The sequence below is a fragment of the Ruminococcus sp. RTP21358st1_G6_RTP21358_211008 genome (assembly GCF_040908885.1).
Lineage (GTDB): Bacteria > Bacillota > Clostridia > Lachnospirales > Lachnospiraceae > Blautia_A > Blautia_A faecis.
Genome location: NZ_JBDGDM010000012.1, coordinates 58,464 through 81,961 on the forward strand (window position 1 = coordinate 58,464; position 23,498 = coordinate 81,961).

18 protein-coding genes are annotated in these 23,498 nt (G+C 43.5%); 4 read left to right on the top strand and 14 right to left on the bottom strand.

The genetic code is table 11. From position 1 onward, the window contains the following. Positions 1-106: 106 nt before the first annotated feature. From AB5Z12_RS06840 to AB5Z12_RS06880, 9 genes are all read right to left on the bottom strand, one after another. A complete protein-coding gene (locus AB5Z12_RS06840) occupies positions 107-835 on the bottom strand; it encodes a polyphosphate polymerase domain-containing protein (protein ID WP_173735148.1) in 729 nt (242 codons plus the stop codon). Further along, positions 825-2,630, bottom strand: coding sequence for a CotH kinase family protein (locus AB5Z12_RS06845; RefSeq protein WP_256144332.1), 1,806 nt, complete (start codon positions 2,628-2,630; stop codon positions 825-827). The genes AB5Z12_RS06840 and AB5Z12_RS06845 overlap by 11 nt, the downstream gene beginning before the upstream one ends. Then, positions 2,617-4,086, bottom strand: a complete 1,470-nt coding sequence (gene pelG, locus AB5Z12_RS06850) for an exopolysaccharide Pel transporter PelG (RefSeq protein WP_173735149.1) — start codon at positions 4,084-4,086, stop codon at positions 2,617-2,619. Before pelG ends, AB5Z12_RS06845 begins: the two co-directional genes overlap by 14 nt. Continuing rightward, complete coding sequence (gene pelF, locus AB5Z12_RS06855) at positions 4,067-5,491, bottom strand: GT4 family glycosyltransferase PelF (protein ID WP_173735150.1); 1,425 nt, start codon at positions 5,489-5,491, stop codon at positions 4,067-4,069. The genes pelG and pelF overlap by 20 nt, the downstream gene beginning before the upstream one ends. 84 nt (positions 5,492-5,575) lie before the next feature. Then, complete coding sequence (locus tag AB5Z12_RS06860) at positions 5,576-7,417, bottom strand: DUF2194 domain-containing protein (RefSeq protein WP_180006268.1); 1,842 nt, start codon at positions 7,415-7,417, stop codon at positions 5,576-5,578. Beyond that, entirely contained in the window at positions 7,393-8,298 is a 906-nt protein-coding gene (locus tag AB5Z12_RS06865) for a hypothetical protein (RefSeq protein ID WP_173735151.1), read from the bottom strand. Before AB5Z12_RS06865 ends, AB5Z12_RS06860 begins: the two co-directional genes overlap by 25 nt. Next, on the bottom strand, positions 8,295-10,409 hold the full coding sequence (locus AB5Z12_RS06870) for an NAD(P)-dependent oxidoreductase (protein ID WP_173735152.1): 2,115 nt from the start codon (positions 10,407-10,409) through the stop codon (positions 8,295-8,297). The genes AB5Z12_RS06865 and AB5Z12_RS06870 overlap by 4 nt, the downstream gene beginning before the upstream one ends. Before the next feature lie 331 nt (positions 10,410-10,740). Further along, entirely contained in the window at positions 10,741-11,466 is a 726-nt protein-coding gene (locus tag AB5Z12_RS06875; RefSeq protein ID WP_173735153.1) for a hypothetical protein, read from the bottom strand. A gap of 295 nt (positions 11,467-11,761) precedes the next feature. Then, positions 11,762-12,502: a DUF3825 domain-containing protein gene (locus tag AB5Z12_RS06880; RefSeq protein WP_173735154.1), complete on the bottom strand. Its 741-nt coding sequence runs from the start codon at positions 12,500-12,502 to the stop codon at positions 11,762-11,764. Positions 12,503-12,802: 300 nt separating this feature from the next. Between AB5Z12_RS06880 and AB5Z12_RS06885 the strand changes: the two genes are divergently transcribed. The 4 genes from AB5Z12_RS06885 (at position 12,803) to rfbD (ending at position 17,094) form a co-directional block, all read left to right on the top strand. After that, a complete protein-coding gene (locus tag AB5Z12_RS06885; protein WP_173735155.1) occupies positions 12,803-13,999 on the top strand; it encodes a methyltransferase domain-containing protein in 1,197 nt (398 codons plus the stop codon). A 195-nt stretch (positions 14,000-14,194) separates the two neighbouring features. Beyond that, positions 14,195-15,091 carry a glucose-1-phosphate thymidylyltransferase RfbA gene (gene rfbA, locus AB5Z12_RS06890; RefSeq protein WP_118581363.1) on the top strand — a complete coding sequence of 299 codons (897 nt, stop codon included), beginning with the start codon at positions 14,195-14,197 and terminating at the stop codon, positions 15,089-15,091. 27 nt (positions 15,092-15,118) lie between these two features. After that, on the top strand, positions 15,119-16,138 hold the full coding sequence (rfbB, locus tag AB5Z12_RS06895) for a dTDP-glucose 4,6-dehydratase (protein ID WP_021926781.1): 1,020 nt from the start codon (positions 15,119-15,121) through the stop codon (positions 16,136-16,138). 14 nt (positions 16,139-16,152) lie between these two features. Beyond that, a complete protein-coding gene (gene rfbD, locus AB5Z12_RS06900) occupies positions 16,153-17,094 on the top strand; it encodes a dTDP-4-dehydrorhamnose reductase (RefSeq protein ID WP_173735156.1) in 942 nt (313 codons plus the stop codon). Positions 17,095-17,245: 151 nt separating this feature from the next. On the opposite strand, the gene AB5Z12_RS06905 is transcribed toward rfbD, so the two are convergent. The 5 genes from AB5Z12_RS06905 to AB5Z12_RS06925 all read right to left on the bottom strand — a co-directional run bounded on the left by AB5Z12_RS06905 (position 17,246) and on the right by AB5Z12_RS06925 (position 23,437). Next, positions 17,246-18,223, bottom strand: a complete 978-nt coding sequence (locus AB5Z12_RS06905) for a DUF4203 domain-containing protein (protein WP_173735157.1) — start codon at positions 18,221-18,223, stop codon at positions 17,246-17,248. Between the two features lie 21 nt (positions 18,224-18,244). After that, positions 18,245-19,489, bottom strand: coding sequence for a transglutaminase domain-containing protein (locus AB5Z12_RS06910; RefSeq protein WP_173735158.1), 1,245 nt, complete (start codon positions 19,487-19,489; stop codon positions 18,245-18,247). A 9-nt stretch (positions 19,490-19,498) separates the two neighbouring features. Then, the gene (locus AB5Z12_RS06915) at positions 19,499-21,010 is read right to left on the bottom strand and encodes an AAA family ATPase (protein ID WP_173735159.1); all 1,512 of its coding nucleotides are present in this window, start codon (positions 21,008-21,010) and stop codon (positions 19,499-19,501) included. Between the two features lie 82 nt (positions 21,011-21,092). Continuing rightward, complete coding sequence (locus AB5Z12_RS06920; RefSeq protein WP_173735160.1) at positions 21,093-22,553, bottom strand: VWA-like domain-containing protein; 1,461 nt, start codon at positions 22,551-22,553, stop codon at positions 21,093-21,095. After that, entirely contained in the window at positions 22,550-23,437 is an 888-nt protein-coding gene (locus AB5Z12_RS06925; protein ID WP_368357021.1) for a leucine-rich repeat protein, read from the bottom strand. Before AB5Z12_RS06925 ends, AB5Z12_RS06920 begins: the two co-directional genes overlap by 4 nt. Positions 23,438-23,498: the final 61 nt, after the last annotated feature.

The window sequence follows — 23,498 nt, forward strand, 5'->3', positions numbered from 1 at the left end:
AAAAAATTCCTCCACTTATCTCTTTGTGCTTTTTTGTAATTATTCAGAAGGCAGTATTTTGCAAGATATTTTTTGTGAACATAGTTCACAGTTATACGTTTTCTTTTTATGTCTCATACCAGTACTCGAATCCATTCATATACCTGGTTTTCTCATAACAGAGTACATATTTGGAAACTGCTGTAAATTCCGCTGCTGGCGGTGGCAGAACATCGCGTAAAAGCTGGGGAAGCATTTCTGTAAACTTCACTTCCAGAATCAGTTTTCCAGGTTCCAGCACAGACAAAGCAGGCAATCCAGGATCAAAAATATCATAACTGCCAATAGCCGCTCTCACATCTGAATCAAAGGTGATCCTTACCGTTCCGGCATCCAGGATCCAGGGAATCCGTTCGTAATCCACAATGGTCCTTGGCCGCATCATATTGCAGGTACATTCTATGTAAAATTCCCGGCATAGAGAGTGGGAACTGTACAAAAGGAACGCATAGTCCCCCTTCAGGATTTTCTCCACCTCTTCTCTTGTAAGCGGTGCACTCTCTTTGTAAATATAACTTCCAAACTTCTTTTTCCGCTCCAGTTTGATAAATTTGTCATTATTGTTATAAATCCGGATCCTGTATTTTTTTCGCATCAGTACCCCGGCTTCCTTTTCTGCGTATGCACTGTTCCAGTAATCCTCAAAATACAGACTGCGGATATAATATCCCCCTTCCCCGGCATGGGGATCCGGCTGTAGAAATGGCTTCAGCCTGAGCATAAGCATTTCTTTTTCACTGGTACTGATCAGATACTTCCATTCATTTCGAAATGCTTCCCTGCTTTTATTCCTCATAAATATCTTCCTCGATCTGACCATCTTCCGTTACATAGATGCACCTCATGCCATACTGCTTTCCTTCATCTGTAACATAATAGTCAAAAGCATCCTGTGTTTTTCCCTTTTCATTGGTTGCACGCACACGGATAAAATACTGTCCTGCTTCCGGAAGCTCCAGCTCCGTTTCCGGGATCAGAAGACCATCCTGTGTATAGATCACATCCTGAAAAAGATAATCCTTTGCTATCTCTACAGAATAAGTAATATCCTCCGCGTCAAAGGAATAGGAATTATCCCAGTTTATTTTCATTTTATTTCCCTCTGCAACAGGAACACCAATATAAAACGGCATAGGCTTACTAACACTTTCTACATAGAGCTGATAATTTTTTTCTATTTCTTCCGGAAGTGATGCAGCAAGCTCATCATATTGTTCACTGGTAAGAGGTGCATAAAACACATCCGGCATCTCATAAAGATACGGCTTCACCACAGTCTTGTATTTTTCAATCATAGTGCCCAGTCTCTCTTCACTGAGATATTCTTTCAGATCCAGAATGGCCTCATCCAGCTTTTCCCGGAAACGCTCTGATTTCAGACATCTCTGGAACAGTACATTTCCCCAATAGTTACTAACGCCGGATTCCCAGCTTTTCTGATCACTAAAACCGGTTATCTTATATTCAGGTCTCATCAGACTGCCATCATTATCCCAAGGAATAAAATACCAGGTATCTGAATTTAATGGACTATATAAATACACGTTTCGGCTCTGGGTATCCACATTTCCCATCAAAATCTGAAATCCCATCCAATATGTAATATTTTCCTCATCAAAGTATTCTTCCAGAACCGTATCAATTGGTATACTGTAGTCATTTACTGCTTCAAGCATCTGAATCAGTTTCCTATGCTCGGTACTTCCCTTTATCTCCAGCAATTTTTCAAAAGCAGCACTGTCGTAGGATGGATCATCCTGGAGTTTTATCACATCTTCATATCTGTAAAATTCAAAAGAATTAATTTTATAAAGCTGTCCATTGGAATCCAGTCCATGATTCTTCAATCCAGTCTTATTCAGCTGCTCTACCTGGGTATACAAGCCATAGTCCTCAAATTTCGCGTCAGCAGAACCATCTGTGGTATCTTTTACATACAGATGGACGAACTGTGTTCTCAGACTGATCAGCTGGGGAATGCCCTTCAGCAGGTCATAGGCGAGCTTGTTCCGAAACCGCATTCCTTCTGTCATATGCTTGTTCAGATTAATGGTTCTCTGCCCGCGCCAGGTTCCTTTATTTTTCTTCAGCTCAATCTTATAGTTTTTCTGGGCATTCCGGCTTGAAGTCTGCCCACGGATCTGTACCGTGGCATTGGGAATATTCTCCCCATATCCTACCATTCCCTCTGTCGGACCATTCTCATTCCCTATCTGTAAAAGTGCAGCCGCCTGATATCTGTCTACTCCCATCTCTTCATAATCATAGACAGAATAACTATTGATTTCTTCCCATGTATGATCTGTATTTTCTGAAGAATTCCCCTTTGAAACAGTGAGGTACATGGTAACCACGCTGGTATCGTCATCGTTTTCATAAAGACTGTCCTTATCTCTTAAATGAACCTGGTCAATATCCCGGGATTCTGCTTTTTTTATCTCCTGTGACGTTTCGGATGCTGTCGGTTCTTCTGTATCTGTGCTCTCATTTTTTTCTTCCGGCACTACATCTCCATTTCCTATACAGCCTGCGAATAAAGACATGGTCATACTTCCGGCAAGAATACATGCAATTTTTTTATATTTTTTCACTGTTCTGACTCCTTTCCAGTTTTTTACTGAGGAAAAAACCAAGTCTGGAAAACTTTCCTCTTTTTTCCCTGGCCACCACAGGCTGTACACTCAAAATATAATAGGGCAGCCTCTTTGTATAATAGTCCAGACGAAAGGCTGCAATCAGAAAAAACACTGCGCTGCCTGTGAGAAATCCGAAACCATAATATACTCTTGGGAAAAACAGGGATATTACCGTAAACAGCACAGTTCCTCCTGCAAAACATCCGGAGGCCGCCAGCGCTCCTTTGTAATCTGTAAAATATAAAAGCAGCAGAAGTATGGTATTTGCCACTGCATAAATGCCATATCCCACGCAGAGGGTTCTGAAATACCCTTCCATAAGATCGTTAAATCCAAGCGGCACATACTCCAGGAGCAGTCCGCCAAGAGAAATAGCAAGTGCTGTAGCAAGGAGCTGCTTCAAGGCCGTGTATTTCAATTCCACATTCAATACCTTTAACATTTCCTCACCTGCCTGGGTAATATCTCCTACAGCACCTTTATCATTAAATAAACTGTAGTAGTTTTTATATTTCGGATAAAAATTCACCTCCACAGAAACCACAAAGTTTACTGTTGTTACCAAAATCGTAAGAAATGCCACAAGAGCTGGCACATCATGGTAGGGTGCACCAACAAACAGTCCCTGCACCTGTACCTGAAGCGGTCCGACCCACATGATCACCAAATGGGCAAACAGTCCAATATTGATAAAAAAACCGGTAAATGCCAGAGGCAGAAACTGATCCACCCATCTTAGGAAAAGGAAGGCACCCTTTTCCCCTTGTGGAAAATACTGATACAAAAGGATCACATCCCACAAAAGCATCACTCCGTATCCCACAGCCACTGCAATCAGAAGAGCTTCCACATGGGGAATTCCCAGCATCAGCAATACCCAGCCGGATATAAATGTGATCACAATAGCAGCTGTAAATGACAGCATGATTCCTCTGTAATCTTTTATTGCAGTGAGATAACTCATTGCATTCCAGGTAACGGTCAGCTCTCCAAAAAGCCACAGACACAGCAATCCGTCCAGAAGTCCTGCTCCGGAAAAGATAAGGAAAATTCCATACAGGATCCCGCCGGCCACCAGCATGATCCCTGTAGAGCCCCAGAAAGAAGGCAATACCATATCGTATTTTTCTTCGTACAGCATATCCGCAATAAACCTGGTAACTACCATAGACAAAAAACTGGTAACTGTCAAGGAAAACAAAAGGGTATACGTGATCATACACACCAGAAGTTCCCGGCTGTGTCTGCTGCCTCCTGTTTTATCACAAAGATACATAACGCCAAGAAGCAATACAATTCCAAGAAGCATCGGACCGGTACATACGACTCCCGCATATCCGTAAGCTCTGAAGGAAGCAAAAAGTCCCTGTCTGTTAAACAGTTTTTTTAGTTCAAATCCGATTCCAGCCACTCTTTTGTATCACCTCCTCATAAAGCTCCCGGTACAGACGGATCATGCGTTCCTGTCTGTAATAAGCCTTTACCCGCGCCTGTCCGTTTTTCCCCATACGAAGCCGCCTGCTTCTGGATTCACACATTTTCTCCATGGCAAGAGCCAGTCCGTCACGGTACATAGGTGCCACATAATAACCTGCCTTTCCATACACATCCTCTTCCTTTCCCTCCAGAAGTTCCCGACAGCAGCCTACATCTGTGGTAACACAGGGACGTCTTGCAGCAAAGGATTCCAGCACAGACAGGGGTTGTCCTTCTGAAATGCTGGTAAGGATGGTAAAATCCAGTTTCTCCATATATTTTACAATGTCCACACGCCCTGTAAATATAATGTTTTCCAGCTTCAGCTGTTTCACCAGCTCGTAACACTCCTGTGCATATTCTTCATCATCGACTCCTCCCATAATGTGAAGGCGTACATTTTTTACATGTGCAGACAGTTCAAAAAAAGCGTAGATCATGGTCTTGATATCTTTGATAGGAGCAAGCCTTACTACTGCTCCAATATCCACCCAGCCATCCTCTTCTTTCAGGGGGATTCCAGACAACCTGTCATAGTCGATCCCATTTTCGATAACCCGGCACTTCCCAGGTGCACAGCCCATCTGAATCTGAGTGCGCATTGCATTTGTAAAAAGACAGGTCACACGAAATGCCCTCTGATAGATCATATCTGACAGCATATAAAAGAAAGCAATCCACTGTTTCTTAAAGGATGGAACCACCCACTTGGCACGGATGATCTCCTCCTCTCTTTCCCGTGTATAAATTCCATGTTCTGTAAGAAGAACATCCTTTTTGTGCACATAACCGCCCAGACAAGCCAGAAGTCCGCCGTACCCGGTACATATGGCATGATACACATCCGCCTCTGGCACTTCACTTCCCATAAGATACAGAACAGGAAGGAGCATGGAACGCATGGTGTGAAAGGCATCTGCAAAAGCAATATACGGATACTGTTCTTTACAGATTTTTATAAGGAGATCAAGGAAAGTCTCACTTTTCAAAAAAGCCATAGGGTTTAAATGTTTATCATGATACAAGGAAAACAGCGTCTCCCAGTCCGGTCTCCTCATCTGCATCAGCTCGCTCAGACTTTCTAGTTCTTTTTCGGAAAAAATATGGGACATTTTCCCCTTTTCTTTCACCTGGAGAGCATCATCCAGAAAAACCTCATGAACCTCCACAACATTCTCTGGAAGTTCATAGACAAATTTTCCTCTTTTTTCTGCATTTGCCCCAATAACCCAGAGCACAAATTCATGCTCCTGCATCTGATTGATATACTGGTGCATCCATGTAGAAACACCGCCGAACACATAAGGATAACACCCTTCCAAAACCAGACAGATTCTCACTGTTTTCTCCTTTTATCTGCATTTTCAATACATATGTTTATGTTACCAATAGTAAAAGACCTTTTGACACTGCTGTCATTATATTTATTCGAACTCAATGTACACATCTTCCTGTTCTGCGCTCAGCAGATACAGATTCCCAGCAGCCTGAGTCAAGTCTCCACCAGTCACACGCACCGGAGTTCCTTTATTCATTCTCACCATCAGATACGCCTGATCGTAAAAATTTCCCAGATGAAGATGCACTTCCTTGTCTGTAATGTCTTTCTCCACGGTCAGGGCATCATATCTTTCAATGGCACCGGATAACTGGGAGCCTGTAAGATTTCGGAGTGCCGGTGCTGCTTCATTCAGCCAGGTCATGTACTCATCCAGACGGTTTTTCAGCTTTTCCCAGCCAAGGGCAGCGCCTCTGTCCTCATCCAGAAGGTCATCCGGATGCATAAAATGTGTATTTACAAAATGCATATTCAACTCAGACAAAGCAGCCATCTGCATATAATCGTCAATGATCGCACCGGAAATAATACGCGGCTGTTCTACGATTCCATCTTCAGCCACTTCAAACTCCTGCACATAAGCATAGTCGCCGGAAAAATAATTGCTGGCAATAGTACGGATCTTGGGATACAGGGAACCCAGCAGTTTCCTTCCCGCTTCTGACAAAACATTAGAAGGAGGAACATAAACAGACATGGTAGTCTCCGGAAACATTTCCTTTCCAAAATCCATCAGCTCTTTCATTGCTTTTTCCATGGCAGAAAAGCTTGTCCAGGTCTTATAGGGAAGTGCATCTCCATAATCCGTGTCTGACAAGCTGAGCGGCTGATGATTATAACCGTGATAACCCAGTTCCCCGCCCTGATGAAGGATCATATTTCCAAAATACTGGAACCGCTGTACATCATCCTGGCGTTCCGTCTCTCCGTCTGTTTCATCCTCATAATTTTCTATTATAACTCCTGTATATTGCACATTGTGAGCCGTAGCAAGGGCGATCATATCCGGCCACCAGATATTGGTATAGAAATCTGCAATACTGGTGCCATAATCCCTTTTTACATAAGTTCCATCTCCATTTGGAACAGGGGAGGGAAAATCATCCAGATAAAAGACGGATCCGTTGATCACCGGATATACCCCCACATCTGTAAGAAGACTGTAGGATGCAGCAAAAAAGCCTCTGAAAGCTTTTTCATAAAACCCAAAATTATCTACTACAAACTTTCCGTTTCCATAATCAGCTTCCCAAATCAAAGGAACGCCTGACGTATCATCTGCCCAGGCGTATACCCTTGCACGCTGACTCAGCTCCACTGCCCAGGCCGATTCGTAGCCGTCTGTGACTTTGTATGCTTTTCCGCCTCCGACGAGAAACTCACTGTCGAAATAAATGCTGTTTACCATGGCATCTGTGTAACCTGAGGATACAATTCCAAGCTTCTGCTCAATAAGGGATACATAAGTATCCTTTTGAAGAGTAAGGGCGAACATGGCACTTCCGCCTTCTTTTACCCAGTCGCTGATCTTCAGCACATTTTCTTTCAGCGGACTTAAATCGCTTAAAAGAACGACCACAGTCTCATAATCAGACAGATCATCCGGTATACTTTCATGATTTACATCAACCAGATCAGTACCCACCTTCATGTCCTTAAAGATCTGCTCGAACTGGATCCACGCCATGGTGCTGTTCGCCTGACTGCTGTCTGTAAGAACAAGGCAGGTTGGCTTTAGTGTCTTTATCGCAGTTTCTTCCGTAACCACTTTATCTGCATCCAGATAAGTCAGTTTCTTTGCCTTTTCCCGGTAGGACAGACCGGATCGTTCTGCAAACAGAATGGCTCCTATAAGCAGAAAACAGCCCAGGATCACCAGAATTCCCTTAAATTGAAAAGCTTTCACTTTTTTGATCCATCCAGCCAAAATCCCAGTGCCTCCTTTCCTCTGGAAGAAAGATAGATATGCTCTTCCTTCAATGCCTGTAAGCTCTGTTTCAGTTCTTTCCCCATTTTCCGTTCTGCCAGATACCGAATTTTCCAGATCCAGTATTCTTCACCTCTGTGCCAGTTCTGATCCATGATTTTCAATATTTTTTCTGCCAGAAAAAAATCCCTTTGCACCATAAGATTTTCCATCAGGCAGACACAGGTATGGAGATTCACCTTTTGTTCCAGCTGTTTTAACAAAAGCTGGGTATACTGGTTTCTGTAAATCTGTTCCATCTGCTTCTCCATAAAGCCCTGACTCAGATATTCTTTCAGGAAATCACAGTACTCCTCCAGAATAACAGGATCATCTGGATCATTCGTATATTTTTTCTCAATTTTTTGTAATCTGTAATCATATTCTTTGAACAGTTCCACCATGGCTGTAATCGCATAATGGACTACCTCCACATCCTCATTCATTCGTGCCTGCTTTAATAATTCCACATATTCCCCCGGGTTATCATTCAGAACGTTCATGATCAGTTCCCGGCGCCTGGAAGAATCATTCAGAAGAAGGGCCTCCTCCAGAGGAACCACATCCCTGTCATTTTCCTCCATGGCCGGAAACATGTTCTTATAAATTTCCTCGTTAACCCTGAGCTTTTCAACTCCCACTGTTTTCACCTGATCCGTACCGGAAAAAAGCTGAAAATGTATGAGCAGGACACACACCGGTCCCCAGACTGGTACAAATACGGCAAGAGACAGCATGTACATCTTTGCTTTCAGAAATCCTGTGCGTATTCCTGACCAGATCAGTATGCAGATGATCAGATGAATCGCCAGTGCCGTGATTCCAATTGCTGTTTTTGTCATGATTCCACTCCTGCTGTCTCTTTTCCTACCGGAACATCAAGCACCTTTCCCTCAAATCCATTTCTTTTCAGACGTTCAAGGATGACTGGCAATGCCTTGTCATCTGCCTGGGTCAGGATCAGATACAACTCCCCTTCTGGAGAAATACCACGGATATCGTTTTCTCTGATACAGCGGTCCAGTGCCTCATCCGCATCCTCAATGGTCATATTCCCATACTTCAGTTTCAGAAGGATATAGGATGCCATCTTCTGCTCACGCATAGAATGCTGAAGTTCCAGACTTTTTTCAAAGTATTCCGGCTTCAGGATCCTCGTATTCTCTACATATTTCTTGTATTCCGTGGCTTCCTGATATTCAAGAGCACGTAAAAGTGATGTTTCTACCAGACCACATAAAATCTGAAACAGATTCATATAGTATAAAGTCAGCTGTCCGTTTTTTACCTCCTGAATACAGATCAACATCACCAGACTGCCTTCTTTCCGGATACCAGCCATATACATGGGATAACCTTTTATAAAATCCCGATTTGCCCATACCTGCCCTTTTTCCAGGGTTTCCAGGGCAAGCGTATACTCACTTAATCTGACAGAAGCAGAGTACATTCCCTGAGACTTGGGAGATGCAGCTTCCAGCCTGCCATAGCCGTTTTTCTGACTGAGGGAATAAAACGCAAAGGTTTCATTCTCCAGAACCTCTTCCATAATGTGCATCGTTTCAATAAACAATTCCTCTGGCTGTACAATATCCAGCTTCCTGGTAATGTCAAAAATCTTTCCAAAGCTGTCTTTACTGCCCAGAATTTGTTTTTTGTATCTTTTTTTGTCCTGAAGGGTCGCCTGGTACAGATCACGCATAAAGAGAAATTTTTCCCGGATCAGCTGATTCTCCTCTGATATAAATTCCAGATTTTCCCTGTTTTTCATTCGCACATAACCACACACGGCACCTGCAGCAAAATAAAAGATAAATGGGATCCAGTTAGCTGGTTCGTAAAAAAGGGTATACCACTTTGTTCCCTGGCTTTCATATGCCAGAAGCAAGGATACTGTCTGGGCTGCTGCTCCGGCAATTCCATATCCCAGACCGTAAAGACTTCCAAACAAGACAATAAACACAAGACGCAGATCAATCATCTTAAACTGAGCCTGATTTCCCAGAAGACGCTGCAAAAATTCGAACGCCAGAAAGCAGACCACAAACTCACATACCCGCAGCCATCTTTGGTTCTGATTGAAAAGTCTGGTAAGCCAGCTTACTTTTCCCCCATTGTTTTTTGTGTATTCATTATATTCTTTATACATTTCCGAAATATGATCTAATACTGAAATCTTTGGAAACCAGTTATAGTTTGTTCGGATCTGTCTGTCGTCTTCTTTTATTTTTTCTACAACGGCACTGCTTTTATAGATAATGGAGACCGGGGATAAAACCTTTTTCAGTTCTTCGGTCACATCCTGAAAACAGATGTCAAATACATCTGGAACATTCAATACCTCTTCCTCATCATTCCAGTTATCAAAAAGCTTGTACATCAGTTCTGCCAGATCCATAGAATATAAAAAACAGGCTTTCTGCTCCGGAGCTTCCTGGAAAAACAGCTTCTGGCTCTCTTTCGAAGCTTGGAAAATTCTGTAAAAGAAATCTTTTTTATAGGTTCCGGAATATAAATAGGGTACTCGCAGTATTTTCACCGTCAGACCGTACAGTCCCGCATAGCGTCTGCACACATCCTCTGCATTTTGTACCAGCAGAGTCTTACCTGTTGGTACATCATACATTCCCTCTGGTCCTGTCACGTAAAGGAAGTGGCTTTGAACCCCTTTCCTGCAGTATTGCAGGATCTTGCGCAGATTCTCTGCTTCCCCTTCCAGTTCTCCATGTAAGGTCAGATAATTAGAAAAGTATACCACAGCTTCAAATTCGTATGTCCGAAAAATATCTCCAAATTCCAGTTCCGTCCTGGGAAATGGTCTGGAAATGAGTTCCCTTCTCCGGACTGTCTTTAGCATTTTATTTCCAAGTACCATCACCTGACATTCTGGAAATGCTTCTTCTACAAATTCTTCTGTCACATAACCGGTATTCCCGGCCAGCAAAACCTTCATATCCTTCTCTCCTGTTATCCTTTAAAATCTCTTCTGTCTGTTTAGGATACCTTATTTCGGTCAAATATCCTATTGACATTTTTACGAAATTTTTTCTAAATTTTACATAATTTTTCTTTCAGATTGCAGACGCACTTCTTCAAGCTTACCTGGGTGCTGATGTCCATTGTGGTTTTGTGTCTGATTGCCATGGGGCTATATGGAGTTCTCTCTTTTATTGAAAAACACTATCTGAAAAAGCTTTGATGTGAAATGCACCCAGAAAATCCGGCCTATTTTTACAGAAAAAGGAAGGGGGACGCGGCAGCTTTCACACGTCTCCCTTCATTATTTACGATAATTCTTCTGCCAGTTTCGTCAGCCATTTCACTGCATTCTCCACATTCTCTGAATTAGCGAGAACTCCGATCTTAACAGGCTCATAGGTCACCTCAAGTTCCTCTGCCAGTTCATCAGAATCAATGGTAATGCTGTATTTGTCATCCTGCTCCCCAAATACCTGGTAAACATCCTCTGGCAAAAGCTCTGTCAGATCCATAAAATACTCATCTTTGAACTCAAAACCGTCCATATAATCTTCGGAACCAATAAGCACATCCACTGCCCTGGCAGATACTTTGGTGGTAAAGGCCATCTGGCTGTAGGATTCCAATGCAACTCCGTCTTCACCGGTGCGCAGGCTTTCGTCTACTGTGACGATTTCATATGGATCATCCTGGATTCCCAGCGCTTTCTCTACCTTTTCTTCGGCTTCCTCCTGCTTCGTTCCGTAGGAGTCAATTACCATAACCGTAAGTGCTGTATGGATCCTGGAATTTTCGTAAAGATCTTTTACAAAAAAGGCTATGGCGATCACCGCCACAATGGCTGCCATCTGAGGCTTATAATAGGCCCAGATATACTGAAGCTTTCCCTTCCAGCCCATACTGGCAAGCTTCATTTTCTCAAGTTCACGCTTCTCTTTCTTCGTCAGATCGGTCTCGTGTTTGTAACGGATGTCGTTCTCATCAATTTTCTGCGGTTCTTCCTGATTTTCGTCTTTTAATTCGATTCTCATACATTCTCCTGTGTTCCATAAGAAAATCCAAGGTCTGATTCCTGCCTCTCTGATCGATCCAGGACTTGCTGTCTTATGTAGTCCTTACCTCTGATTTTCTCTCTGTGATAGTTTTATATTGTAACACGTTTTATATATTTTGAACAGTTTTTCCGAAAGAAAGTCACAGTTCTTTCACACTCTTTATCCCTGTTCACAATCTGCCCCATAACAGCAGGACATTGCCAGGAAACTGCAGCTTTCCGATTACTGTTCCAATATCCTCTTTGAAGGTATTTCATTTTCTCTAACTTCTTCACGCCCTCAGCCAGCTCCCGTCCAGCCTTGCAAGCAGTCTGGCATTGTGATAGGCCATCCGGAGAGTCAGACAGGTTCGTCCCAGATATTTGGTCCCATCCGGAGTTTTCATACAGGCCAGTGCCAGATCCGGAATTCCCGGATTCTGAAGGCAGATTGGGATTAAAAGCTGAATGGAATGGTTATAATACTGAGGAATGGCAGCCTTGTAGTCTGACTCCAGTATCCGTCTGGTCTGCTGTAAGGCTCCATCAAAAAGCTGTACCCGCATGCCGCTCTCCCTCACTGCGGAAGGAAGCCGCTGCACATTTTCCTCATCATCAAAAATATGCTCATACTGAGGCACCACCGGCAGCTTGGTATCAAACACCAGATCGGAAGGATTTTCCACATAGGAAGCCCTGGGCGGCAGATCCGTGATTTTTATTTTTAAAAGCGAGTAGTCTGTATAAAATCCTTCCAGATACCATTTCTGTCTGTCCGGTACTACATTTGGAACAAAATAAGCATAAATTGGCTGATAATACTGATTAAAGAGTCCTGTATGAAAAAGGGCATATTCTTTCTCTTCCCGTACTTTTCCTTCCTCATACAGTCTGCGGAATGTATTTTCCAGATAACCTTTCAGGATCCCGTTATCCCCGGACTGCCCAAAACTCCACTTCTCAGGGGATATCCTGGCCAGGTTCTGGATCTGCCGGTTATAATTACCGCAGTAGGTAAAATCGAATAGGTTCATGTTAACCTCCTGTCCTTTTTTCTTCTCTTCCTTACATTTTATTGTGGAAAAAGACTGACAGAACTGCCAGTTTTAAGATTCATCTTCGGCCCCGCTGACCTTGCTTAAAGGGTAGCACACAGATAAAAAAAGCACAAGGAAAAGCGTTCGCCTCTTTGCGACAGGATCTGCCAGTAATATTCCGCAAGCTGTTCTTTTGTAAGTGTAATAAACCATAACCTGCCTCAAACTTTCCATTGCACCCCAGATAAATTTTCCCTATAATATAATATAACATTTGGCAATCCAGGAGGTGTTTTTTTGAAAAAAGACGGCTACTACTCTTCCGGTCAGTTTGCCCGGATGGCTGGAGTAACACTGCGGACCATCCGCTATTACGACCAGCACGATATTCTGAAACCTTCTCTTGTATCCGAGTCCGGCGCAAGATTTTATACTGACACGGACTTTGCAAGGCTGCAGCAGATCCTGCTGCTAAAATATCTTGGATTTTCCCTGGAGGATATCCGGGAGATGACTATCGAAGACCCGGACAGCCATTTTATGCTCAATGCCCTGAATGTACAGCTGAAGCTTGTACAGGACCGGATTGAACAGATGCAGCTTGTGGAAAAAACACTGAAAGATACTGCCCAGGCCATTTCTGAGGAACATACCGTGGACTGGAGCCGTATGCTGGACCTGATCCATCTGACTGTCATGGAAAAAAGTCTGAAAAATCAGTACCAGAATGCTTCCAACATTTCTTCCAGGATCAACCTGCACAGTCTTTATTCTGTAAACCAGGAAGGCTGGTTTCCCTGGATCTGCCAGCAGTGCCAGATTCATGAGGGAATGAATATTCTGGAGCTTGGATGCGGTGACGGAGCTCTCTGGACCCAGAACTTATCAAAACTGCCAGGGAACATACACATTACCCTTTCTGATATTTCCGAGGGTATGCTCCGTGACGCCAGGCGTGCCATTGGCGGAGAAGATCCCCGTTTTTCTTTCAAAGCTTTTGACTGTCACAACATTCCTCCAAGGATTGGCACCTTTGATCTGGTCATTGCCAATCATGTACTTTTTTACTGTGACGACATTGGAAAGGTGTGCAAAAATGTAACAAAAATCCTGAAGCCAGGCGGACGTTTTCTTTGCAGTACCTACGGTTCCAGACATATGCGGGAGGTCAGCCTTCTAGTCCAGTCCTTCGATGAAAGGATTGCCCTCTCCGCAGATAAACTGTACGAACGCTTTGGCCGGGAAAACGGGACGGATATCCTTTCCCCTTATTTTCAGAAGATCACCTGGAAATCCTATGAAGACGAACTGATCGTTACCGATGCGGAGCCTTTAATCTCCTATATTCTCTCCTGCCACGGCAATCAGAACCAGTATCTGCCAGACCGTTACAAGGATTTTCGCGCCCTTGTTAAGAAAAAAACAGAAAATGGATTCCATATCACCAAGGATGCAGGGGTATTTCTTTGTGAAAAAGTAACAAACTTGAAATAATTGTAAAAAAGGTCTTGAAGGTAACGTAAGGTCACCTTTTATAATGTAGCTACAGACTCAGGTCAGGGCAAACAAATGCTGCCCAAAATCCGGCAGCATTCATGAACGACTACGAAATCATGCACCTGACAGCATAAATCAGATATTGTTCACAATAGGAACAATATCGCAAATCCAACAAAGGAGAACGAAATTATGAAGGGAATTATTTTAGCCGGTGGATCCGGTACCAGACTTTACCCATTGACTATGGTCACATCCAAGCAGCTGCTTCCAATTTATGATAAACCAATGATCTACTATCCAATGTCCGTTCTTATGAACGCAGGGATCCGTGATATCCTGATCATTTCCACTCCACAGGATACCCCACGTTTCAAGGAGCTTCTTGGTGACGGTCATCAGTTCGGCGTATCTCTTACTTACGCTGTACAGCCAAGCCCGGATGGACTTGCACAAGCATTTATCATCGGCGAAGAGTTCATTGGAAATGACACGGTTGCCATGGTTCTTGGAGACAACATTTTCGCAGGACACGGTCTTAAGAAGCGTCTAAAAGCCGCTGTTGAGAATGCAAGCTCAGGAAAAGGTGCTACTGTATTCGGCTACTATGTAGACGATCCGGAACGATTCGGTATCGTTGAATTCGATCAGGAAGGCAAAGCCATTTCCATCGAAGAAAAACCAGAGCATCCGAAGAGCAACTATTGTGTAACAGGTCTTTACTTCTATGACAACAAAGTTGTTGAGTATGCAAAGAACCTGAAACCAAGCGCCCGCGGTGAGCTGGAGATCACAGACCTGAACCGTATTTACCTGGAAAAAGGTCAGTTAAATGTAGAGCTTCTTGGTCAGGGCTTCACATGGCTTGACACAGGTACACATGAGAGTCTTGTAGACGCAACTAATTTTGTAAAAACAGTAGAAACCCATCAGCACCGTAAGATTGCATGCCTTGAGGAAATTGCTTACTTAAACGGCTGGATTTCCAGAGAAGAAGTTATGGAAGTTTACAACGTGCTGAAGAAGAATCAGTATGGTCAGTATCTGAAGGACGTACTGGATGGCAAATATATGGACGTACTTCACTAATTATAAAAATCAAAGGAGAATTATATCATGAATATTATCGTTACCGGCGGTGCCGGATTTATCGGAAGCAACTTCATTTTCCACATGTTAAAAAAATACCCGGACTACCGCATCATCTGTCTGGACTGCCTTACCTATGCAGGTAATCTTTCTACTCTGGCACCGGTTATGGACAACCCAAACTTCCGTTTTGTAAAAGAGAGCATCACAGACCGTGAAGCAGTTTACAAGCTTTTTGAGGAAGAACATCCGGATATGGTTGTAAACTTCGCGGCTGAGAGCCACGTTGACCGTTCCATCGAGAACCCTGAGGTTTTCCTGAACACAAACATCATCGGTACTGCTGTTCTTATGGATGCCTGCCGTAAATACGGAATCAAACGTTACCATCAGGTTTCCACTGATGAGGTTTACGGTGATCTGCCACTTGACAGACCGGACCTGTTCTTCACAGAGGAGACTCCGATTCACACAAGCAGCCCATACAGTTCTTCCAAGGCATCTGCTGACCTTCTGGTACTTGCTTACCACAGAACCTATGGACTTCCTGTATCCATCAGCCGCTGCTCTAACAACTACGGCCCATATCATTTCCCGGAAAAACTGATTCCACTTATGATTGCCAACGCATTAAATGACAAGCCACTTCCTGTTTATGGAAAAGGTGAGAATGTTCGTGACTGGCTGTATGTTGAGGATCACTGCCGCGCTATCGACCTGATCATCCACAAAGGACGTGTTGGTGAGGTTTACAATGTAGGCGGACACAACGAAATGAAAAACATCGACATCGTTAAGATCATCTGCAAAGAACTTGGAAAACCAGAGAGCCTGATCACATACGTAACAGACCGCAAGGGTCATGACATGCGTTATGCTATTGATCCAACCAAGATCCACAACGAACTGGGCTGGCTGCCAGAAACCAAATTTGCAGACGGTATCAAGAAGACCATCCAGTGGTATCTTGACAACAAGGAATGGTGGGAGACCATTATTTCTGGAGAGTATCAGAATTACTACGAAAAAATGTACGGCAACCGCTAAGGAGGGCTGTTTTTATGAAACTGTTTGTAACAGGTGTGGCCGGTCAGCTTGGTCATGATGTAATGAACGAACTTAACAAACGCGGATACGAAGGGGTAGGCTCTGACCTTGCCCCGGAGTATAGCGGAATTCAGGATGGTACTGCAGTCACCACAATGCCTTATGTTTCTGTAGACATTACAAATGCTTCTGCTGTGGAAAAAGCCATTACAGAAGCAGGCGTGGACGGCGTGGTGCACTGTGCAGCCTGGACAGCTGTAGATGCAGCTGAAGACGAGGACAAACAGGAAATCGTCCGCAAGGTAAATGTTCTTGGTACTGAAAATATTGCAAAAGTCTGCAAAAAGCTGGGCATCAAAATGATGTATCTTTCCACAGACTATGTATTCGACGGTCAGGGCACCACTCCATGGGAGCCAGACTGTAAAGCCTACAAGCCTCTGAATGTTTACGGTCAGACAAAGCTTGACGGAGAGCTTGCAGTTTATAACAATGTTGACAAATTTTTTATTATCCGTATTGCATGGGTATTTGGTAAAAATGGCAAGAACTTTATCAAGACCATGTTAAATGTTGCCAAAACACATGATACCTTAAAGGTTGTCAACGACCAGATCGGTACTCCAACCTACACCTATGACCTTGCCCGCCTGATGATCGACATGATTCTCACTGACAAATACGGTTACTATCACGCAACCAATGAGGGTGGCTATATCAGCTGGTATGATTTCACTAAGGAAATCTTCCGTAAGGCTGTTGAGCTTGGACATACCGAGTATGCTGAGGATAAAGTAACAGTTCTTCCTGTTACCACCGCTGAATACGGAGTTTCCAAGGCAGCACGCCCATTTAACAGCCGCCTGGACAAAAAGAAGCTGGTAGAAAACGGATTCACCCCTCTTCCAACCTGGCAGGATGCTCTGGCAAGATATTTAAAGGAAATTGAATTCTAATTCACAAAACAAAGCGCAGTCAATTTCAAAATCAATTGACTGCGTTTTCTTTATACGTCAAAAATCCCGGAGCATTATTTGCTCCAGGATTTCATAGTTTTTATTTGTTTTCTTCAGCATCCCTCTCTGATGTCTCAGAAATGGATTTCACCTATCTGTTCTTCTGATAAGGGCTGGCGCTGTTTTTTCGCTTGCTCTTGTTTTTACGGCTTTTCTGCGGTGTCCTCTTGTTCTCACCATAATAATCTTCCAGATATTCCTCAATCACATCTTCCTCGTCCACGCCATACTCATCCAGAATCTCATCAATCTCTTTATCATCCGCATCAGACAGATCATCATCTAAATCATCTTCATACTCTTCCGGGCACTTTCTGTACTGCTCCCTGGAAGGATTCTTTTTATCATCACGCTCTTTTTTCCCTCTGCGCTTTGTCTCGCTTTCAGCCTCCTCCCAGTCAGCTTCTTCCCATTTCTGTCGTCTTTCTGGTACTTTCCCCTGATCCTCATCTTCCTCGTCATCGTAATCATCGTCATATTTCGGCTTATTAATGGCAAACTGGATCAACATTCCCACAAGGGCGAACCCAATGGAAAAAATGATTCCAAAAGGAATTTCCTCCATTTTTGCCAGCTTGGCAGTAGAAAAGCCACTTAAAATACCACCCAGAATACTGGTTCCCACAATGATCACTTCTCTTTCGTAGCGAAGCGCCAGCATTCCAAGACCTGCTCCCGCCAGAAGACAGATGAAAAAGCTGAAAGAAGTAGTCGGATGGATAATATATACAGTAATCGTCAACCCGATTCCTGCTCCCATAATAAAAATACCGGCCTTAAACACTGCAAAGGAAAGAATGGCAAGTAACAGTCCTACTCCGATCATTCCCACTGCATAATACACCTTTTCCCCGAATCCAATCTGATGAATGGCAAATAATCCGATTCCTGCTCCAATGAGAAATCCAAAGATCATCATCCAGAATCTTAAAAGACGGTATCCGAGTACACAGTTCATAATTCCGAACACAAGCACTACTCCAAATAAAACCATGGACAAAGTACCTGCGATCTGCATATCCCGAACTCTGTATGCAATATTCATAATATTTTTTAAAATATCAACCATATCTGTTTATACCTCTTTCTTTTAAAACATATAATAGATAGTTTTCATATTTTCCAGAATTCCATAATGATACTCTACCTGACTCATTCCATATATAGTCATATAATATCTCGCAGCCTCCTGAATGGCATCTCCATTGATCCAGTCTGCTCTGGCCTGTTCAAAAGCTTCCTGCGATGAGAATTTAAACCTCACTACTGCAGCCCCGTTATTCAGCCTCATCTGACAGTATGCCAGGATCTCCTGATAGTCATAACTGTCAAAGCAGCCCTGGTTCAGCACATAAAAATTCATATCTGTTGCAGAACACGCCGGAACCGAAAATTCATCAGAGGGTGTATATGTCATCTCATACTCCTCCGGGAACGGACACAGATAATCATACAGGATTGTCTTATGTTCTGCAAGCTGGACTGCATCGCCCTCCAGAAATTCCGGCTGGTCACCGTTGGTCGCATCAAAATAGTAATCATTTCCGTTCAAAGTAATAATGTTCCAGGCATGTCCCTCTGTACTTCCGGCAGTACTGCCTTCCACGTAAATACAAGGTACTCCAAGATATTCCAGCAGATACTGGGCAGCCCCTGCATATCCGGCACACACTGCCTGCCTCCTCCAAAAAATTCCTGCCATGCTCTGGTCGTCCTCAGATTCTTGATATTCGGCAGTATCGATCAGATAAGTATAAACTGCCTTCGCCTTTTCATAATCATCAGCCTCCTCTGAGACCAATGCACTTACCTCCTGACAGGCATTGTCAGCAGCTGCCTGTATCTCCTGAATTTCCTCATCCGTATAACTGTAGCCGGGAGAAAACATACAATAATTGGCATTTGAGAAGGTTGTTTTATATACCTGCTTCCGGTTATGCACCCAGAACAGCTCCGGATGATCCATAAGCACCGCATGGTAAACCTTATTTACGGTTTCATCCTCATAGATCGTAAGGTAAAATTCTTTCTCTTTTGCCCGGATTCCTTCTATTATTTCCCGATAGCCCCGCTGTTCTTCTTCATTCAGCTGACCAAAATAGTATTCCTGGCGCAGTCCCTGTGTGTCGGTATCTGCCACCTCCTGCTTCCGCAGTTCCCGGACTTCTTTCGGCTCTCCGGAAAAAATCTCCGGAGCGTTATCCAGAATTTCCTCTCCCACCTTCACGAACAAATCGTCTGGCTCATACTGCTGCTGATAAACATAGATTCCCAGGGAAATTACCACTGCAAACAGAAGAATAAAAATAAATTTCCATGGTTTTCTTTTTCTCATTCAGCCTCCTTACCCAAGCTGCCGGATCCGTTCCAGAATATCTCTGGTGTTTTCCCGGAATAAAAGTTCCTTATTGTAGCGGTAATATCTTTCACAGGAATATTCCTGAAGAAAAGCCACTGCAGGACTGCTTGTATTCAGTTCTGTAATAAACACCACCAGTTCCTGTCCACCCGCAAAAGCACTCTCCATAAAATCAAAAGCATATTCAAGCTGCCTTGCCGCCTTGTCAAAACCATTGTCATATCCTTCTTTTTCCGCATTAAACCAGCCTCTGAGAAGGGAAAAAGCAGACTGACCATCCTGTACATTCTCTTTCTTCAGATCCATCACATATTTTTCCAGGGTGTCCAGAACCTGTTGATCATGATGGATGTCCTCCCTGGACAAAAGCCCTGCTTTCTTCTTTGCCAAAGAGTCTGCCTGGAAGCGGTTCTTTACATCCTCCAGATAAACCAAAGGCTGCTCCTTCTGCGCTTCCATAAGAGGCTCTTTCGCCTCTTTTAAAATATCAAAAATGCTGGCAAGCTTTTCTTCCTCTTCCTTCACCTTTCCAAAGGCTTTGTTCAGTCTGGAAAGAAGAAGTCCGGTGACACTCAGCTTTTCATCAAAGGAAGCATGTGCCGCCTTTTTTATCAGAATATCATCAATATGGCCGCTTAAAACCTCATCGATCTGATAATCCGTACGGTACTTGTAGAAAAGCTCCAGATAGCTGGCGAAATCTCTTGCAATCTGCGGATGCTGGATATACTGGACCACCACATCCTTATCCACTGTTTTCTCCAGTTTTTCATATACCTGTATCAATTTGGACAGATCTTCCCATCCTCTTGGTGTAGCAAAATTTTTTCCATCCACAGTGCTCTCCATCTTATAAAAATTAGCCGGTCTTGTATTCAGATAGGAAACCACTGCAGGGTGAACGCCTTTTGCGTAAGCATACTCTCTCCATGCGTCAAAATCCGGCTCCACCTGGATTTTCTTCACACGGTCCATGGTCACCACATCAAATTCACGGACCGATTTATTGTACTCCGGTGGATTACCGGCAGCTACGATCAGCCAGCCTTCCGGAATCTTGTGGCTTCCAAAGGTTTTACACTGAAGAAACTGCAGCATGGCAGGTGCCAGTGTCTCGGAAACACAATTGATCTCATCAATAAACAAAATTCCCTCTCGAAGGCCGGATTCCTGGATTTTCTCATAGATAGATGCTACGATCTCGCTCATGGTATATTCTGTAACTGCCATCTCTTTTCCGTCAAAATTCTTTCTGGAAATAAAAGGAAGTCCAATTGCACTTTGTCTGGTATGGTGGGTAATGGTGTAAGAAACCAGTCCCACCTTACATTCCCGGGAAATCTGCTCCATGATCTGTGTCTTGCCGATTCCAGGGGCGCCAATAAGAAAAACAGGGCGCTGGGCCATAACCGGGATCTCATACTCCCCGTATTCATTTTTCAAAAGGTAGGCTTCTATTGTATTGCGTATTTCTTCCTTCGCTCGCTTAATGTTCATAATATTATATTCTCCTCGTCTTTACAGATTGGCTCTAATCTACATATCCTGCTTTACAGAAAATTTGACACAGAAAGACTTTTTAAACAGACTCCAGGTCCTCTTCATCAAGGATCAGCTTGATCGCCCATGGCGGCACATCAATGTCCTGGTAATCCTCTTTCATAAATACAAAAGCGGTCTCATAAGGAGGCATTTTGGCAGGATAAATTCCATAACCATCTGTAAAATAAATCAGTCCCCGAAGTTTTGTAAACTTCTTCGCTCTCATAAGCTGTTCCACATAGGCAAAAGCAGGGCGAAAATCCGTGCCGCCCCCTCCTTTCACTGTGAAATGGGACATATATTCCTTCAACTGCATGGCATTTTCAATCACCACATCAGACTGGATTTTCTCGTCACACTGAAGAATGTGTACGTGGATCCGTCTGAAAAAGCTCTCAGATTCACTGAGCACACTGTAGGTTTCCTCCAGAAACTTCCGAACAAGCTCTCCTTTACAGGACATGGAAGTGTCAATAACGATCACAAAATCTTCCACCTTCCGCTCTTCTTTCGTTTCTAAGGGCTCGATCAGCGGCATATTGCCATACAGATTCATTCCATAATTGTAAAATATATAATCGAAAGTGTCCATATCAACTTTCATTTCTTCTTTCAAAACAGAAAATTTCCGCAGAAATTCTTTATAATCATAGCGATTTTGATTCTGGGCACGCAGCTGGTCTACCAGAGTTTCTCCGCCTTCTCCCGCTTCTTTTGAAAAAGTTTCCATCTCTGTCTGCATGCGGTTGCGGATGTCGTCCCAGTTCTTTTTCCGCTGGGACATCTGAGGACTGTTTGGATGGTTTTCATACCACTTACCATGGTCATCCTGAGTAAACTCACGGCGCAGCTCCTGCATTTTATTTTCCGGCAAATGAAGAGTCTGAAGCCTTCGGTAAATTCTCTGAGCCGTCATTACCTTTCCCTCTTCCAGTATCAGCTGCAATGCCTGCCTCTTCACCATAGATGCCGGCTGATGCACACATTTCAGATAAAGCCCGTCAATGATATTTTCCACTGTAATGTCACATGCAAGATTCCAGTACTGGACATCCACAGCAGGATTTCCTTCTTCATCCTTCTCTGGAAAACAGTGGAGAAAAATGCAGTGTAAAAGGCTGTGAAGATAGATTCGATTCACCTTTTCCTGGCTTCTCCTGAACTGTTCCATCAGTTCTTCCGGCTGATAGTACAGGACAGTTCCATCCGTTCCAACAGGATGAACGCCCATATCTCCCTGAAAGAAAAGTGCTGACAATGCGCAGTCCATAAAGCGCATATTCAGGTACAACTGGTTTCTGGCACTGGACAAAATATCCTGGCAGATGCTTTCTGCCGCCAACGCACGATCCCAGGCGTCATGTACCGGATTTACCTTATACAAAGTATTTTGCCCATATGTCGGACTTATCTGGTATGTAGCTTTTCCCCCCTGCGCTTTATATAACGAATCTTCCTCATGTAATGAATTCAATTTTTTCTCTTCTGAACCACTCATAGTTCAAAACTTCTCCTTTTCGATGGAAAATGCAGCCTCTGGTACTCCATAAGCATACTTAAAATCTCCGGAGATTTCACTGTGTCTGCCAGATTTACCAGACCTGTAAACAGTTCTTTCTGCCCAGGTTCCAGGGGATACGTGTGAAGAAGCCATTCCAGCTCTTCTCCTCTTTTCTGACAGATAAAATCAGAAGCAATCTGTTCTATATGCTCCTTCAGGTACTGCTCGTACTGTATTTTCGCCTGTTCTGTCAGCCCTGTCGGCCAGTTCAGTCTGCCATATACCATTTTTCTCAGGAAATCTGATGATTCCTGGGCTCTCGCCATCTCAAAACGCTTGTCATACTCCAGAAAATGAAATACTTTTCCCTGAAAGCAGTTTCTGTAATACAGACCGCTTCCATGCACCTCAGTCATCAATATCCTGGCAGGAGTATTTTCCACACCTTCCTCATAATATTCCGGAAACCAAAGCATGGCTTCCACTTTTCCATATAAATGTACCCGCAGCTCCTCCCCAACTTCTGAAAGGATCTCTTTCAGCCCGGATTGTTCATCATTCATCAAAACTTCCATTCTTCGGATCCTGTGGCACCCTGTAAAAGCTCCACTTCCAAGATCAGTAAAATCACTGGAAAACCATAGCTCTTCCAGATTCCGACAGTTATAAAAACCGTAACGGCCTATTTTCTGAACTCCCAAGGGAATCCGTATGACCTGACAGCTTTTCCCGGAAAAAAGATATTCAGCCAGTTCTGTGACCGGTACTCCGTCGATCTGTTCCGGAATTTCCACAATCTGGGGATCCCCATCAATTTCCATTACTGCAGCATGATCTTCCTTAATATCAAAGGTAAAACCGCTGTCTGTATGTTTTTTCATTTCATACACTCCTGTATATGTGCCTGTAAAAAAAGGCTTGCTATTTTTTCTCATTAATATT

What these genes read in the sequence shown, in the direction of transcription:
- AB5Z12_RS06840 (WP_173735148.1), bottom strand. Translation starts at nt 835, where the DNA reads ATGAGGAATAAAAGCAGGGAAGCATTTCGAAATGAATGGAAGTATCTG.
- AB5Z12_RS06865 (WP_173735151.1), bottom strand. Translation starts at nt 8,298, where the DNA reads ATGACAAAAACAGCAATTGGAATCACGGCACTGGCGATTCATCTGATC.
- AB5Z12_RS06870 (WP_173735152.1), bottom strand. Translation starts at nt 10,409, where the DNA reads ATGAAGGTTTTGCTGGCCGGGAATACCGGTTATGTGACAGAAGAATTT.
- AB5Z12_RS06875 (WP_173735153.1), bottom strand. Translation starts at nt 11,466, where the DNA reads ATGAGAATCGAATTAAAAGACGAAAATCAGGAAGAACCGCAGAAAATT.
- AB5Z12_RS06880 (WP_173735154.1), bottom strand. Translation starts at nt 12,502, where the DNA reads ATGAACCTATTCGATTTTACCTACTGCGGTAATTATAACCGGCAGATC.
- rfbA (WP_118581363.1), top strand. Translation starts at nt 14,195, where the DNA reads ATGAAGGGAATTATTTTAGCCGGTGGATCCGGTACCAGACTTTACCCA.
- rfbB (WP_021926781.1), top strand. Translation starts at nt 15,119, where the DNA reads ATGAATATTATCGTTACCGGCGGTGCCGGATTTATCGGAAGCAACTTC.
- rfbD (WP_173735156.1), top strand. Translation starts at nt 16,153, where the DNA reads ATGAAACTGTTTGTAACAGGTGTGGCCGGTCAGCTTGGTCATGATGTA.
- AB5Z12_RS06905 (WP_173735157.1), bottom strand. Translation starts at nt 18,223, where the DNA reads ATGGTTGATATTTTAAAAAATATTATGAATATTGCATACAGAGTTCGG.
- AB5Z12_RS06910 (WP_173735158.1), bottom strand. Translation starts at nt 19,489, where the DNA reads ATGAGAAAAAGAAAACCATGGAAATTTATTTTTATTCTTCTGTTTGCA.
- AB5Z12_RS06915 (WP_173735159.1), bottom strand. Translation starts at nt 21,010, where the DNA reads ATGAACATTAAGCGAGCGAAGGAAGAAATACGCAATACAATAGAAGCC.
- AB5Z12_RS06920 (WP_173735160.1), bottom strand. Translation starts at nt 22,553, where the DNA reads ATGAGTGGTTCAGAAGAGAAAAAATTGAATTCATTACATGAGGAAGAT.
- AB5Z12_RS06925 (WP_368357021.1), bottom strand. Translation starts at nt 23,437, where the DNA reads ATGAAAAAACATACAGACAGCGGTTTTACCTTTGATATTAAGGAAGAT.